We start from the raw sequence: 15263 nt of genomic DNA on the forward strand, positions 1-15263 counted from the left end.
GCGTATTATCGCAGTGCCGTGCAATGGGGTTCCTTGATCTGCGGGATCGGCTCGGTCGCGCTCGATCCAGCTCTTTGTCTTACGCATCGGGTTATCGAAAAACCGGTTTCCACTTTTTCGCCCGATGCTCTAGGTCCTTCAAAAGACTTGCAATCTCTTTCCCGTCATGAAAAGCCTAACAAAGGTCATGATCGCGGCCGATCGTCACGATCTCGGGTGCTCCTGTTTGCGATGGTTCGGCCCGATCTCCCGGCATCATGGCGAACGAGGCATTTTGCGCCCGGACCGATGCGGCGTCGAACCGGCGCAGAACACTGGATAATTGCATTTGCAGAACGCGGACGAAACGAAAGCCTCCCTGACGGTTACGCCCGGCGACGGCGGAACGGACACGACCCTTCGTCTGGAAGGGTTCTGGACGGTTCGCAATGCGCGCCCGCTGAGCGGCGAGATCGATCAGCTTCGCGGACGGCTGAAAGGGCAGGGCGGCAAGGCCGTCGTCGACCTTTCGGGGCTCGAGCGGCTTGATACCGCCGGCGCCTGGCTGGTGCGCGAGGTGCAGGCCGAATGCCGGGATGCCGGTTTTGACACCGAAGTCGCAGGAATGGACGCGCGCGTGTCCGACCTGATGGAGGCGATCCCGGAAACATTGCCGGAGCCGGAGAAAACGGAGACGCCGCGCCAGAGCCTGCCGGAAATCATTCTCGATCCGGTCGGCAAGTCGGCCGCCATGGGCGCGCGGGACGTCTACCGCGGCGTCGGCTATTTCGGCGCGCTGTTTCTCGGCCTGAAGGCGCTGCTTTCGAAGGGCGGCGGCGTCAACATGGCCGCCATTACGGCGCAGCTCGACCATATGGGTGTGCGGGCCGTGCCGATCATCGCGCTGATGTCGTTCCTCGTCGGCGCCATCATTGCCCAGCAGGGCGCGTTCCAGCTCAGCTATTTCGGCGCCGAACTCTTCGTCGTCGACCTTGTCGGCATCCTGCAGCTTCGCGAAATCGGCGTGCTCCTGACCGCGATCATGATTGCCGGGCGTTCCGGCAGCGCGATCACGGCCGAGATCGGCGCCATGCGCATGCGCGAGGAAATCGACGCGCTCAGGGTGATGGGCTTCGATCCGGTATCGGTTCTGGTGTTTCCGCGCATGGTGGCGCTGCTGATCGCGCTGCCGCTTCTGACCATTCTCGCCAATTTTGCCGCGCTCTCGGGCGCTGTCGTGGTGCTCGATCTCTATTCCGGCATCACGCTCGAGACCTTCATGCAGCGCTTTCACGAGGCCGTCGATATGGCGGACGTGATCTCGGGCATGCTGAAGGCCCCGGTCATGGCGCTGATCATCGCCATCATCGCGGCTCTTGAGGGCATGAAGGTCGGCGGCAGTGCCGAATCGCTCGGCCAGAAGGTCACGGCCTCGGTGGTGAAGTCGATTTTTGTCGTCATTCTCGCCGATGGCATCTTCGCCATTTTCTACGCAGCGATCGATTATTGAGGAGCAGGCGGTGAACGGCGAAGTCGAAAACAGAACGGAAGATGGCCGCGAAACCATTTTGAGCGTGCGCGGGCTGACCGTCGGTTTCGGCGGGCCGACCGTGCTCGAAAACCTCGACCTCGACGTCTATCGCGGCGAGATCCTCGGCTTTGTCGGCGGCTCGGGCACGGGCAAGTCGGTGCTGATGCGCACCGTGCTGCGGCTGAATGCGCGTCAGGCAGGAACGATCTCGATCTTCGGCAGGGATTTTGACAATCTGAGTTTCGACGACAGGCTGGCCGTCGATATGCGCGTCGGCGTCCTGTTCCAGCAGGGCGCGCTGTTTTCCGGCCTCACCGTTCTGGAAAACGTCCAGGTGCCGATGCGCGAGTATCTCGATCTGCCCAAGGCGATGATGGATGATCTGGCACGGCTGAAGATCGAGATGGTGGGTTTAAGGCCGGAGGCGGCCGAGCGTTATCCGGCCGAGCTTTCCGGCGGGATGATCAAGCGTGCGGCGCTTGCCCGCGCGCTTGCGCTCGACCCGGATCTCGTGTTTCTCGATGAGCCGACCTCCGGTCTCGATCCGATCGGTGCTGCCGAGTTCGATGAACTGATCGGCCGGTTGCGTGACACGCTCGGCCTTACGGTCTATATGGTGACTCATGACCTCGACAGCTTGCACGCCGTGTGTGACAGGATCGCGGTGCTCGGAAAGAAGAAGGTGCTGGTCGAGGGAACGCTCGACAAGATGCTCGCCTTCGATGACCCGTGGGTCCAGAGTTATTTCAGGGGCAAGAGGTCCCGCGCTATTTTCGAAAACGCCGCAGATGGCCAACAACAGCGTTGACGGGCAGGCATGGAAACCAAAGCTAACTATACCATTGTCGGTTTTTTCGTATTGCTGGTGCTGGCCTCGGCCGCCGGCTTCGTCTTCTGGCTGCAGGAATATGGCCGGCAGGGCCCGATTGCCGAACTGATCGTGCGCATTCCGGGCTCAGCCAACGGCCTCTCCGTCGGCTCCGCGGTCCGCTTCAACGGCATTCAGGTCGGCTCGATCAAGGCCCTGGAAATTGACCCGCAGGACCCGCGCTTCACCATCGCGCGCACCATGGTGAAGGCCGACACGCCGGTGCACGACAGCACCACCGCCAAGCTCGAGCTGCAGGGGCTGACGGGAACGGGCTATATCGAGCTCGCCGCGAACGGACAGGATGGCCCCAACATCCTTCAGGAAGCGCTGAAAAACGACAAGCCTGCCGAACTGACCGCTGACAAGTCGAGCCTTTCCAACCTGCTGACGACGGCCGACCGGATCATGAAACGCATCGATTCGACAGCGAGCGACGTGCAGAAACTGGTGGAGGATGTAAGCCCGACGCTGACAAAGACGGTCGGCAATGTCGAGACCTTCACAGCGGCGCTTGCGGACAATTCAGACGAGATCGGCGATTTTCTCGAGACCGTCGGCAAATTGTCGCGCACGGTCGACAGTCTTTCGGGACGCCTCGAGACCACGGTCGATTCGCTCGACAAGGTGATCAAGGCGGTCAATCCGGAGGAAGTCGCGAGCATCATCAACAATGCCAACACGATCACCGGCAATGTCGCGGTGGCTTCGAAGAATCTTGACGATGTGATCGCCAAGTTCTCCGAAGCGGTAGAGAGCTACAGCACCTTCGGCGATCAGGCGTTCGACGTGTTCAAGAAGGTCGACGCGATTGTCTCGGCAATCGATGCCAACAAGGTCGGTACCTCCGTCGACGATCTTGCGGTCGTGATGGCCGACGCCAAAGAGGCGGTCGCCTCGATCCGCGATGTTGCCGACAGCGTCAATGCGAAGACTGAGAACATCGACACGGCGATCGACAATATCTCCGAGCTTTCGGCCAAGCTCAACGAGGCATCCTCCCGCGTCAACGACGTTCTTGTGAAGGTCGACAACCTGCTGGGGTCCGACAATGTCGAATCGCTTTCGGATCAGGCGCGCCAGACGCTTACGGCGGTGCAGGAAGCTGCTGAAACGCTCAATGCCCGGATCGGTCCGATCACCGCCAATCTCGAAAACTTCTCGGGCTCAGGCCTGCGCGATGTCCGCGCGCTGGTTTCCGATACCCGCAGGACGGTGGACAACCTCAACCGGACGATCAACTCGATCAGCAACGATCCGCAGCAGTTCATCTTCGGCACGGACTCAATGAAGACCTATGACGGTCGCAACCGCTACTGAGGTGCAAAGCCTGGTTGTGGCCGTGGGCGGGGCGGTGACTGACGCGCGCATGAAAGCAGGGCCGGGCGCGAGAAAGTCGCTTTCGAGACCTTTGCAATCCCGTCCTTATGCCTTACTTCATTGAATTGAATGGATTAGTAAGTCCCAGGAAGGACAAGGAATGTTTTTTGCCGCGACAGAGAGAGCCAGCGCCCTGGCGGGTCCGCTTGTCGGGCTCAGTCTCCTCGTGGCAGGGCTGAGCGGCTGCGCGCTTCGTCCGCCAAGCGACACGTTCGACTTGACGGCCAAGGCTGCGGCGAGTGAAATGAGCGCCAATCGCGCACGCACCGCGCGGCTTCAACTCCTGGTCCCCGCACCATCGGCCATTCAGGTGCTCGACAATCGCGGCATCGTCGTCAGGCTTTCCGGCTCCGAACTGCGCTATCTGAAAAACGCTCAATGGAGCGATCTCCTTCCCGCCGTGGTTCAGGCGCGCCTGGTTGCCGGGCTGGAGAATACCGGTCTCTTCGGCGGTGTCGGCATGCCGGGGCAGGGGCTTGCGATCGATTACCAGGTGGTGGTGGAAATCCGGGAATTCGCCATCGACGCGGCAGGGCCAGGCACGGCCGATGTCAAGCTTTCGGTCAAGCTTCTCGATGACCGCACCGGCGTCGTCAGGGCCCAGCGCCTGTTTGAAAGCAGCGTCGGCGTCAATTCCTCTGCGTCGAGCGGCGTCCTTGTCGCTGCACTCGACAAGGCCTTCGCGGACGTGCAGGCGGACATTGTCAGCTGGATCGCCGCAACGCTCTGAGTCCTGACACGTGTTCCCTGTCTGTCAGATGCGACGGAAGACCGGGCTTTTGATCCTGTCCTCGTCGGCCGCCGTCAGGAATTTTTCGGTGAAAATACCTTCCTCGAACAGGAAGCCGCGCATCAGCGTGCGGATTGTCGCCTCGATCATCGGCGGCGGGCCGCATAGATAAGCTGTCATGTCGGCAAAACCGTCGGGAAAGGCGCGCTGCAGCGCCTCGTGGATAAAGCCGGTCTCGCCCTGCCAGTCATCGCCCAGGTCAGGCTCGGAGAGGGCTGGTACGTAGCGGAAATTGGCGTGTTCGGCGGCAAGCGTTTCGAACAGGTCGCGGTAATAGAGATCCTTCAGGCCACGCGCGCCATGGAAGAGATAGACGGGTTCGTCCCAGCCGTTTTCCAGAAGCTCGAGCACCATGGATTTCGGGCTTGAAAGCCCGCTGCCGCCGCCGATGAAGATCTGCGTTCCGCCGCGCGAGCGACGTGTGAAGAATTGGCCGTAAGGACCCGTGAAGGAAAGATGATCTCCCTCTTTCAGCGTCTCGTGCAGAAGCGGCGTGGCCTTGCCGCCCGGCACCTTGCGGACGTTCAGCTCGATCGTCGCGCCGTCCTTCGGGCTGGAGGCGATGGAGAAGGCGCGCGGTCCTTCGACCCCCGGTATGGTCAGGTTGATATACTGACCCGGCTGGAAGCGAATCGGCTCGCCGTCGATTGCAAGCCAGATGCCCTTGATGTCGGGAGTGAGGTCGACGATCCTTGCAACGGTCGCGGTGAAATCGTTGATCGGGATGTGCTCCGCATCCTCATCCTCGTCAATCTCCGCCTCGATCACGACGTCTTCCGTCAGCCGTGCGCAACAGGCAAGCGTCTTGCCGTCCTCCCGCTCGAAATCCATGAGCGCGAAAGAGGAAGCGTCGGCATGGTCGACCTCGCCCTCCAGCACATCGACCTTGCAGGTTCCGCAAAGCCCGTGGCCGCAGGCATGCGGCAGCCAGATGCCCTGTCTGAGACAGGCATCGAGGATCGTCTGGTCCTCGCGGACGTCGATGGTTTCGCCGATCGGCTCGACGGTCAGCCTGAAGGCCATGGGGCGCCTCTCTCACATTCCCTGCGAGAGCATTGCCGGCGTTGCCGGAAATGCTCTCCATAAGCGATTGCCTTTGAACGACTGTCCTAGACGGTCGCCACGCCGCCAACACCGGAAAGGCCCGGCGTCCAGAAACGGATCAGCGACTTGTGGCCGATCCCGTTGTCGGCGAGCGATTTCTCCGGATCGGGATGGGCTTCCTTGCCGTCGATCGTCCAGCGCACCGTGCTCCAGTCGATCTTCTCGAAATCGGGGTGCATGCCGTAATAGGTCGGCAGGATCTGGCTGAGGATAGCGCCGAAGGGCATGTCCGGGGGCAGGGGAAAGGCGATTGCGGCGCAGAACATCAGATGTTCTTCCCAGTGGATATAGACGAGTTGGTTGCCGTGGAAATTCTCCAGCCGGTCGCGGATTTCGACCTTTTCGGCATAATCGGGGTCAAGAGCGACAACGCCCATGGTTTCCTCCTTGAAAAACGAAATGAAGCCTTTCCCGGCGCGCGCGGCGCCGGGCGGATGCGGCGGGCGGGCCTATTCGGCCGCCACCCGGGCGCGTTCGTTCTGCCATTCCTCCCAGAGCTTCTGGTCGGGGGAGACGGACTGGTCCATGTTGTCGGCGCCGACATTCATGTTGTACCACTTCAAGACGTCGCCGAGATCGGCCCCGCCGCAATGGCCCTGGAAGATCTGGTGCACGGGCAGCCAGGCCTGGGCGTATTTCTCCGGCTCGTGATCGAAGATGTCCTTGCAGCCGTCCGAGCAGAAGTGGTAGCGCTCGCCCTTGTAGGTGCTTTCGCGGAACGAGATCGTGTTCGGATCGCCGGGCTCGGTGTAGCCCATGGGGATCTGGCAGCAATTGCAGAGCTGCGGCAGGGCATTGTTGTAGAAGCGCTTGCCGTCCGCCTCCATCTTCCGCCACTGCTCGTAGCGCGGGCGGTAATACTTGTCGAAGCTGTCCGGATATTTCTCCGAAAGCCAGCCCATCTCCTGAGCATCCGGCAGCCAGGTGTGGAAGGCCGCGGCCTGGGTGTAGTTGTAGAAGATCGACCAGTTCTGGTGCGAAAGGTGGTCGGCTTCCGCGGTCGCCTGCTCGTGATATTTGGGCGGACGCAGGCCGTAGCGGGCGAGATCCTCGAAAAGCGCGCCGCCGGCCTGGACGAAGTAGATCTCCCAGGCTTCCTTCCACGACATGATGCGCTTGGGCAGCATGTAGTCCATCATCATCGCGACGAGGCTCAGCACCTTGTAGCCGCGCCAAAACCACTTATCGACCCAGCGCTGCACGATCGGCAGGTTGTCGGGGTGCTGTTCCAGCAGGAACTTGATCACCTCGATGCCGAGCGTCATGTGCCGGCTTTCGTCCGACTGGGCGGAAAAGCCGAAGGTGACGGTCGCCATGTCGCCATTATAGGCCGCGCCCGACATGAAGGGCACGAACAGAAGGTTGGTCAACACATATTCGAAGGCGAAGCCGATCGCGATCATGAATTCGAACGGGCCGGCGGTGCGGGCATCGTCGAAGAAGGACTTCGGCACGGACAGGTACCAGACCCGGTCATGCATATGCGGGAATTCGTGCAGGCCGTCGAAGAACTTGTTGTAGTGCGAGATCGTGTGAATTTGCGTCTGGGCGTGGCGCAGTTCGTCGAGCGACTGCATCTGCGCGGCGATGCGCGGACCGACGCCCGGCAATTGCCGGCCGGCATGGGCGAAGCCGCGGTGCGCCTGGTATTCAAGCGGCGACACGCCGGTCAGAAACAGTTTCACCGCGTTCAGGTAGCGCGCCTCCGAAAGGCCGAGCTGGCCGTTGTTCTGGGCGAAGCTGTCGAGGACGGCGTAGAGCTTGCGCTCCTTTTCCGACTGGAATTTCCAGTAGGCATCCATGGTGAGCCTGAAGGGATCCTGCCACTTGTCCCAGTCGCGGATCTTGATGCCCTCGAAGGTCGCCTCGGGGAAGACCTTGTCCATCGGCTGATAGCTGGTCTGCCAGTCGAGGCCGCGGGTGAGAAGCGCATAGCGCTGCTTGAGGCCGAGTTTCTTTGCCATTGTCTTCTTTCCCCTCTCAACGGTTCCAGGAGAGGGCGAAATAGTCGTCGTCCTCGTCCAGATTGCCGGCCATGGAAATCATGGTCAGATGAATTTCCTGCGGGTCCCATTCGCGCCCGATCTTTTCCGAAACGGTGGAGGCGCGGATGATGAGATCGCCGGCGCGGTCGAGCTTGAGCGCGCCGGGCATGGAGAGCGTTTCCACGCCCGGATTGTCCTGCCGGATCGCGTCGGCGATCATCCGGCCGTCATTGGTGTCCTGAAGCGTGATCGATACGAGTTGTGCCATGTCGGTTCTCCTTCAGGCGGCCAGGCCGAGGCGACCGGCACGGCCGTCGAGCTCGGAAACGAGGTCGGCAAGCGCCGGCTTTCCCGCGTCGCCCAGAACATGATCGGCGAGCGGCGTCAGCGCCTCGGCGGTGCGGTCGCGCCAGAAGCGGTACCATTCACCGGCGAGATGCGTATTGGTATCGCTCTCCTCGGCGGCCCGGCGGATCACGGCGTCGGCCCAGCGGCTCTGATCGGCATACCACTCGACCATGAACTCTGTGACCATCGAGACGGCGGTCCCGCCGTGCTTCTGGCCTTCCTCGTCGAACACGGTGTAGATCAGCGGGTAGACGAGGCCGTCGATGGCGAGGTTCTGCGCCACGAACAGCTCGAACCAGTCCTTGACCACCAGCGTGTCCTCGACCAGACGGCGCATGCCCTGCCAGTAGGGGGCGTTCAGCCATTTCTCCTTGGCCGCGTCGAGCGCCTCGCCCGTGCCGCCGGCCATGTCCATGCCGATCTGGCCGATCAGCTGGGCGATGCCGAGCTGATCGCCGGCCGCAAACATCGACGGCGCCGTCACCGCCGTGCCGTAGCCGCGATCGCAGATCTGGGTGGCGTTCATATTGGCGCCCCAGGCGACATGCCTAAGCGGCAGGAGATAGTCCTCCACCTTCTGCCGCCAGTCCGGCTCGATCTTGTCGAGCAGGCGACGCTTCTCGACAAAGTCGATATTGTGCTGGGCCGCCTCGCGCATGCCGGAGCGGGAGATGTTGTAGGTGGCGTAGTAGAACTGGCGCGGATCGCGCAGCGCGTACCAGTCGGCCATGACGATGGCGGTGCGGCGCGGGTCGTAGAGCTCCATGTCCGGCTCCCAGAAGGGCCGGTAGTGGAAATGCGCGGTGGCCTGAACGTCCAGCATGCCCTCTTCATAGCGGCTTGCCGGACGGTCCTCGCCGAAGCGGCGGGCAATATGGCCGAAAGTCTGGCGGCGCGGCGTCAGCTTCAGCGTCTTCAGATCGATGGACAAGGGTTCTCCTCCCCGTTTGCCTGATTTTTCGAATGCGTTTGCGCTCAGCCGCGGCCGGCCGGCGCGGCTCGATAGAGCCCGGCGGTGCGGGCCCTGATGGCTTCGAGCGATACGACCTCGCCGTTTTCATCCGGCAGGATTTCAGCCTCGCAACGCTCGCAGAACTCGGCGAATGCCGCATCCGGCATCACCAGTTCCACGCTCAGCGTCTCGTCGTTCAGGATGAATTCGAATTCGATGAAGCGGTCGAGCTGACGGCCGAGCACGCGGACAAAGGCCTTGCCGAGACGGGGGCCCGATCCGCTGATCAGGGTCCGGTCGTCTTCCGCGACGATGAAGGTGTCGAGCGCTGAAAGCGAGCCGCAGCCGCCTTTCGTGCAGGCGCCGCATCCCGTGCAGCCGCCACCGGCGGCCACGAATGAAAGATCCGTGTCTGTCATGTTTCCTCCCATGCGATGACGCCGTTCCGGACGGCTGGTTGTGCCTCCTCAAGCAACAACCGCATCGCAGGAAAAATAAGAACGCATCGCGCCCGAACAGTCAACAAAAATATCGTTATTATTTTTTTATATCGTTTTATTATTAACTATATCGCTATTAATAACGAATGTCGCTAACCCTTGAGGGCATGCATCGGCGGTCTTCGAGGTTCTCCGCTTCCAATCCGTTCTCGGTTGGGGCCTTGGCGGGTTCAGTCGATCGACCTCCAGACGAACAGGTTCGGCCGAAAAGGCAGAGCCGCATCGCTGAGCGAGAGACGCTCCGGGCTTTGCAGATGATGGTAGTTGAAGGAGATGCCCGGGCGATGGCTCGTCGACATGCCACCCGGCCTGCAGCCAGCTGATATTGCGCGCCAGGTGAAGAAGCGGAGAAGACTGAAGGACAAGTTCGGGTTCGTAGCCGATGCGCTTTGGGTCGGAGGGCGGCAAAGCGCAAACAGAAATGGCGGAGAAGGTGTCTTTCGCGTAGCGCTCTGCTGTCTAAATAAATGTTTAAAAATCATTGTCATAGTATTTTCAGTAAAGCAGATTTGCGTAGCAGATTGTGTAGCAGTTTGGGGTGGATGGAGCGGGTTTTTCTGCGTATATCGCCGAAGTCGCAGGTCAGCTTGAGGTCCTGCCAAATTGCAAGTCCCTCCACCCGGTCTATTGCGCCCGGCGGAAGAGCAGAATATTCGAAACTCGCCAAGCCATCCCGCGCAAGTTTCAGCGGAGAAAGCAGACGAAGGCCGACCTGATTGCCGCAGGCATCAACATCCAATCCCTCATGTGAGGCTGGCATTCCCGCCAGGGCACGAAATTTTGGACAGTCTCGCTTGCCCCAACGCTGCCACCCGGAGATGTCGCAATCTGGGACAACCTCAATGTCCACAAGAGCAGGGTAGCGCCCCGCTCATAGCGTTGCGAGATCAGTTCAAACAGCAGCTCCGCGCCGGACTTTGACAATGGCACAAAGCCGAGTTCGTCGATGATCAGCAGCTTGTAGGCTGCCATCTGCTTTTGGAAACGCAAGAGACTCCGCTCGCTACGCGGCACTTTTCCCTTTCGGCGCTGGCGCTTTAGGGGAGGCGTGTCAATTCTGTTTAAGGATCTGTGGGCGCGGTGCTTGTCCCAGATGCGGTACGATCTGGGTTTCGATCGCGCGCGTGAGATGGCGGCGGCAATTGGCGGCCAGATTAGTTGGGATGTCTCCAAATTTCCCCGGGCGCGTGACAAGGTTGATGCGGCGGACGGGGCCGGGAGGAGGAAGTGCAATTACGTCAATAGCTTCCGCTTCAAACAATGAATCCAGAAGCATGAACGGTGAGACAATGGCAAAGCCCTGCCTCTCCTTGAGTGAAACCAGAACCGATGCCGACTGATCCGTTTCTATGCTGCGGCTCGCGGTGATGCCTCGGTTGAGCAGATAGTCGTCGGCCAGTTTTCGCATCGGACGGCGAGCATTCGCGAAACGGATCATCGCAAACCGGCTGGCAAGATCTTCGAGATCGACATTGTCTCGATTTCTGACGGCGCCTTTCGGCGCCAGCAGCACAAGCGGTTCATCGACAAGCGGATAGACATCATATTCGTCCGGATCGAACTTGTAGGCCGTGATCAGCACGTCGACGGTTCCGTTCTGCAAATCGCCGATATGATTGTAGTTGACCGATGCACGGATCTGGATCTGCTCGACGAGCGGTTCGAGTGTCTGAACCAGCGTGCTCATCAGGTTCTTGCCGAGGGTGTCGAGTATGCCGACGGAAATCACCGGATAGCTGACATTGGCGAATGTGTGCATGGCGCGCTCGCACTCGCGCAGTTCGTCGACAACGCGGCGGGCGTGAAAGCGAAGGCTGCGCCCGGCCGGCGTCAATTGCAGGTGGCGGCCATGACGTTCGAGAAGCGCGAGCGACAGCGTGTTTTCGAGCCGGGCGATCTGCTGCGAGATCGCGCCTTGCGACAGACCGAGGCGTCTTGCGGCAGCCGTCATGCTGCCGCTGTCACAGACGGCCAGATAGGTTTCCAGTAGACGGGAATCGAGATTGCCCGTGGTTTCCGACATGACGCTATGTGCCTTTCGATGCGCTTATTGATAAAAGCCATCAAAGCGCGTTTTGTTGCGTTGCACAATCGCCTGTCGATTGAACTGCCACCGGCCAATGCGTTGCACGGCCGGTGACGCGGTCTGTCAGCCCAGATTGTTGACGATCCAGCCGGCATGGGAAAACAGGCTGGCATCCTCGTTCACCTTGCCGACAAGCTGCAATCCGAGTGGCATGCCTTCGTCGGCCAGAAGCGGCAGGGAAAGGCCGGGCACGCCGAGCACGGACGCCGGGATGTTGAAGCCTGGATCGCCTGTGCTCTCCAGACCCTTGGGCGCAGCACCCGTTGCCGCCAGGGTGATTACTGCGTCGGCACCCTTGACGAGCGCAGCGTATTGCGCCCGCAAGGCCGCGCGTGTCTCAAGCGCCGCCTGGTAGTCGTCGAGCGTTAAGGACCTGTTGCGTTCAATCCGCTGAAGCGCAAGAGGGTGCAGTTTGCTGGAATCGATCTTGGCGTAGCCATTGAGCGGCCAGCGGCCCTCCCAGCCGAGAATGACTTCGGAGAGCTTGTTGATGTCCTTGATGGCCGCGTCCATGGCGGCAAGCTCGCCGTGTTCGGAACCTTCGATGATTTCGCAGCCTTCGGCCTTCAGCTTTGCGCAGGCCTCCTCGAATGCTGCCTTCGCACCCGGCGTCACCCGTTCCCATCCATCGGTTTCGAGGAACATGAGTTTTTTCGGCTGGCTCGCGGCGGGGAGCGTCGATGGGCCGGTGACGCCGATGTAACCGGGATCGCCGCCGGTGCGTTCCACCAGAGCCTTGGCCGTTGCCCAGATGTCCTCAAGTGTCGTTCCGATCAGGCCGGTGCAGCTGTGGCTCAGATAGTCGTAGGAACCGCCGCGGTTGAAGCCGCCGATACTGGGCTTGTAGCCAATGGCGCCGCAATAGCTCGAGGGCCGCAGCGTCGATCCGACCACCTGTGTCCCAAGTGCCAGCGGCACGAAACCGGCGCCGACGGCCGCGCAGGAGCCGGAGCTTGAGCCGCCCGGCGTGCGCGTCGGGTCGTGGGGGTTGGTCGTCTCGGCGAATTGCGGACGCGAGGCGAACTCGGTCGTGGTCGTCTTGCCGAGGATCAGTGCCCCGGCATCGCGCAGCGCCTGCACGGAAGCGCAGTCGCGCCGCGTTTCGAAGCCCTCCCAGAGCGGAGAGCCCTGACCGGTCGGCATATCCTCGGTTTCAAGAATGTCCTTGATGCCGAACGGCATGCCGTCGATCGCGGACAGCGGCTTGCCGGCCTTCCAGCGTGCCTCCGATGCCGCAGCTTCCTTGCGGGCGCGTTCGACCGCCATGGCCTTGAACGCCTTCACAACCGGTTCGCGCTTCTCGATGGTCGCAAGATATTCCTCAAGGACGGCGACGGGCGAACTGCTGCCGGTCCTGAAGGCTTCCGCCTTGGAGATAAATGAAGCCACTTCACGCATGTCTTTTCCTTTGCTTCAGTTCAGGCCCGCTTTCGGGCGAAAGAGGTTTCTTTGAGAGGGTGTTGGTCGCAAGGTCTCCGGCCGATGATCTGCCGCGACCGAGAGCCAGAAGCGCCAGTCCGGCAACGCCCATCAGGAGACTGTTGGCAATCAGGCCGCCCAGCGTGCCCATGCCGGCCGCGTCGGCAAGCGTTCCAACCACGATTGGCCCGATGACAAAACCGGCGTCCCCCCAGGTTCGCAACAGCCCCATCGCCGGACCGTAGCTGTAGGCCGGTGCGATGTCGGCAGCATAGGACACGATCGAGGGCGCGTTTATGCCGCCGCCAATCCCGAGGATCACCATGCCGGCCCAAAGCCAGCCGGGCCCCGGGCCAAATCCCATCATGAGCAGGCTTGACGCAATGATCAGCGCCGAGATGATGGTCAACGGGCGGGCGCCAACCCTGTCGACCATGGCGCCTGTTGCCGGCAGGATCAGAAAGTTCGACAGCGATTGTACCGTTAGCAGCAGCCCGATTGTCCCGATATTCATATCGTAGTGCGTTGCGGCGATCAGCGGAATAAGCGTCCATTGCGAGGCAGTTCGGGTGAAGAAAATACCGAAGCTGACGAGGCAGACGAGCAAAAATGTCCGGTCGGTAAAAAGCCTGCGGTTCGCGCCTTTCCGTCCTCTTGCTGTTGGCGTGTCGTCCGCTCTGTGTGTAGCGCTCCCTTCAGGCTCAATGATGAAGAAGGCGAGAAGGGCTGCCGTGGAACAGACAACTGCGTAGGCCCAGAACGGGGCCGAAAGGCCGAATTGACCGGCAAGCATGCCGCCAACCATCGGGCCGATACCTGTCCCCACCAGAATGGCGCTTTGGTAAAGCGCCATTGTGCGTCCGCGCTCTTCGGGGGCTGCAATCTGGGCCATCATCGCCTGGGCAATGGTCATGTAGATGCCGGAACCGATCCCCTGGATGAAACGGCTGACGACCAGCATTGTCAGGGTTTCGGCGAGTGCTGCGCCGACGGCGCCGATGACGAGGATAATCGTGCCGGCGATCAGAAGCACACGCTTGCCGCACCATTGCGACATCAGTCCGGCCGGCAGGTTGATGATCAACCGTCCGACGCCGAAAAGCGTGATGATCATGCCGGCAAGCGTGGCCGAAGCGGAAAACGTGCTGGCGTAGACCGACAGGATCGGCGCGACAAGGCCAACGCCCGACATGACGAAGACGCTCATCGCGCAGACGAGTATGAGCTGCGGGTTCTTGGCAAAAGGTTCGAAGTAGCGTGAAAGAAGTCGCATGCAGTCAGGCCTTGAAAGGGGGCGTTGCTGCGCGCCAGGCTGTATCGAAAGAACAATGGGGCATGGGAATATTACTGATTTGAGGCCGGACTTGAGGCTGCCGGGCAATGGCATTTGGCCGCCGGCAAAGACCGGCGGCCGCTTGAGAATGTGACCGGCTCCTATTCCGCCGGTGTGAGGTCAGGGGCCTTGACGGCTGCGCCTTTCGGCAAGTCGAACTGACCCTTTTCGATTGTGTCGAAGAAGGAGAGAACCTCTGCCGTTTTGACGACATCGGCGTATTTCGCGTTCATGTCGCAAAGGTTGATGGCGTGGCTTGCCTGGCTGCGGTCAAAGCAGCCTTCCTCGGCAAGGGCGACGCGGTAGTTCAGACTGAAGGCATCGAGCACGGTAGCGCGCACGCAGCCCGATGTCGTGGTGCCGGTGATGATGACACTGTCGCAGCCGAGAAGCGTCAGGTAGGAGGCAAGATTGGTGCCGAAAAAGCCGGAGGGCTTCTGCTTGTAAACGACGATATCCTGCGGCGCCGGGGCAATGTCCGAGACGATTTCGTTGCCGTCGAGATTGGTTTCCACCGGCTTCTTGACGTCTTCCGCCGAGCGGCCGTTCTTCCACGACCAGGAGCCATTGTCCCAGTTGTCGTCGCGGCGCACGCCCGTGGTGTAGATCACCGGAATGCCGCGGTCGTGGGCCTTTTCAATGAGGGATTTGAGGTAGGGCATGGCTTCCCAGGCGTCTTCGCCGCAGGAATTGCGCCATTTCTTGATCGCTTCAAGGATCGGCTCTGGCGCTTCGCTGCAGAACGCCCAGTTGACGTCGACCACGAGCAGGGCCGGCCGTTTGCCGAAGCCGCCGCGGGCGCCATATCCGGAAGCCGCGAAAACGTCCTTGTCCCGTTCAGTCAGAAACTTATCCCAGATTTTCTCGCTCATGTGCTTGTCTTTCCCGTTGGAGTTTCGTTTTTTGTGCGCGCGGGACTGCTCCGGCACTTTTGGAAAGGCCGACCGGCATGGTTTTCATGTCGTGAAATCAGTTCCTTGGCCGGGGC

The 15263-nt window shown here is 61.0% G+C and carries 16 protein-coding genes and 1 pseudogene; 4 read left to right on the forward strand and 13 right to left on the reverse strand.

Translation table 11 applies throughout. From position 1 onward, the window contains the following. The first annotated feature begins 328 nt into the window (after positions 1 to 328). The 4 genes from GGR30_RS01200 (at position 329) to GGR30_RS01215 (ending at position 4488) form a co-directional block, all read left to right on the forward strand. Entirely contained in the window at positions 329 to 1489 is a 1161-nt protein-coding gene (locus GGR30_RS01200) for an ABC transporter permease (protein WP_246413483.1), read from the forward strand. Between the two features lie 10 nt (positions 1490 to 1499). After that, on the forward strand, positions 1500 to 2318 hold the full coding sequence (locus GGR30_RS01205; protein ID WP_343066456.1) for an ABC transporter ATP-binding protein: 819 nt from the start codon (positions 1500 to 1502) through the stop codon (positions 2316 to 2318). Between the two features lie 9 nt (positions 2319 to 2327). Continuing rightward, complete coding sequence (locus GGR30_RS01210) at positions 2328 to 3698, forward strand: MlaD family protein (RefSeq protein WP_183481437.1); 1371 nt, start codon at positions 2328 to 2330, stop codon at positions 3696 to 3698. A 160-nt stretch (positions 3699 to 3858) separates the two neighbouring features. Then, on the forward strand, positions 3859 to 4488 hold the full coding sequence (locus tag GGR30_RS01215; RefSeq protein WP_183481440.1) for an ABC-type transport auxiliary lipoprotein family protein: 630 nt from the start codon (positions 3859 to 3861) through the stop codon (positions 4486 to 4488). 24 nt (positions 4489 to 4512) lie between these two features. Here the strand turns inward: GGR30_RS01215 and GGR30_RS01220 are convergent, their stop codons facing one another. The 13 genes and pseudogenes from GGR30_RS01220 to GGR30_RS01275 form a co-directional block, all read right to left on the reverse strand. Then, entirely contained in the window at positions 4513 to 5571 is a 1059-nt protein-coding gene (locus GGR30_RS01220; RefSeq protein ID WP_183481443.1) for an NADH:ubiquinone reductase (Na(+)-transporting) subunit F, read from the reverse strand. Positions 5572 to 5657: 86 nt separating this feature from the next. Further along, entirely contained in the window at positions 5658 to 6029 is a 372-nt protein-coding gene (locus GGR30_RS01225) for a phenol hydroxylase subunit P4 (RefSeq protein ID WP_183481446.1), read from the reverse strand. 72 nt (positions 6030 to 6101) lie between these two features. After that, entirely contained in the window at positions 6102 to 7616 is a 1515-nt protein-coding gene (locus tag GGR30_RS01230) for an aromatic/alkene/methane monooxygenase hydroxylase/oxygenase subunit alpha (protein ID WP_183481449.1), read from the reverse strand. A 16-nt stretch (positions 7617 to 7632) separates the two neighbouring features. Further along, complete coding sequence (locus GGR30_RS01235; protein ID WP_138749279.1) at positions 7633 to 7905, reverse strand: MmoB/DmpM family protein; 273 nt, start codon at positions 7903 to 7905, stop codon at positions 7633 to 7635. A 12-nt stretch (positions 7906 to 7917) separates the two neighbouring features. Next, positions 7918 to 8916, reverse strand: coding sequence for an aromatic/alkene monooxygenase hydroxylase subunit beta (locus GGR30_RS01240; RefSeq protein ID WP_183481452.1), 999 nt, complete (start codon positions 8914 to 8916; stop codon positions 7918 to 7920). Between the two features lie 44 nt (positions 8917 to 8960). Next, positions 8961 to 9356, reverse strand: a complete 396-nt coding sequence (locus GGR30_RS01245) for a phenol hydroxylase subunit (protein ID WP_183481456.1) — start codon at positions 9354 to 9356, stop codon at positions 8961 to 8963. Between the two features lie 251 nt (positions 9357 to 9607). Beyond that, on the reverse strand, positions 9608 to 9736 hold the full coding sequence (locus tag GGR30_RS23510) for a hypothetical protein (protein ID WP_281378092.1): 129 nt from the start codon (positions 9734 to 9736) through the stop codon (positions 9608 to 9610). Positions 9737 to 9921: 185 nt separating this feature from the next. Further along, the gene (locus GGR30_RS01250) at positions 9922 to 10176 is read right to left on the reverse strand and encodes a hypothetical protein (protein ID WP_183482670.1); all 255 of its coding nucleotides are present in this window, start codon (positions 10174 to 10176) and stop codon (positions 9922 to 9924) included. Beyond that, positions 10122 to 10445: pseudogene (locus tag GGR30_RS23790) on the reverse strand (ATP-binding protein); the annotation flags it as partial. The gene GGR30_RS01250 and the pseudogene GGR30_RS23790, both read right to left, overlap by 55 nt. 43 nt (positions 10446 to 10488) lie before the next feature. Then, on the reverse strand, positions 10489 to 11460 hold the full coding sequence (locus GGR30_RS01260) for a LysR family transcriptional regulator (RefSeq protein ID WP_183481459.1): 972 nt from the start codon (positions 11458 to 11460) through the stop codon (positions 10489 to 10491). Positions 11461 to 11586: 126 nt separating this feature from the next. Beyond that, positions 11587 to 12921 (reverse strand): amidase, encoded by a 1335-nt coding sequence (locus GGR30_RS01265; protein ID WP_183481462.1) that lies wholly within the window; start codon positions 12919 to 12921, stop codon positions 11587 to 11589. Next, a complete protein-coding gene (locus GGR30_RS01270) occupies positions 12914 to 14215 on the reverse strand; it encodes an MFS transporter (RefSeq protein WP_183481465.1) in 1302 nt (433 codons plus the stop codon). Before GGR30_RS01270 ends, GGR30_RS01265 begins: the two co-directional genes overlap by 8 nt. Positions 14216 to 14376: 161 nt before the next feature. Further along, positions 14377 to 15147 carry an isochorismatase family protein gene (locus tag GGR30_RS01275; protein ID WP_183481468.1) on the reverse strand — a complete coding sequence of 257 codons (771 nt, stop codon included), beginning with the start codon at positions 15145 to 15147 and terminating at the stop codon, positions 14377 to 14379. Positions 15148 to 15263 lie beyond the last annotated feature (116 nt).

The organism is Martelella radicis, from assembly GCF_014196625.1.
In the GTDB taxonomy this organism is placed as follows: domain Bacteria; phylum Pseudomonadota; class Alphaproteobacteria; order Rhizobiales; family Rhizobiaceae; genus Martelella; species Martelella radicis.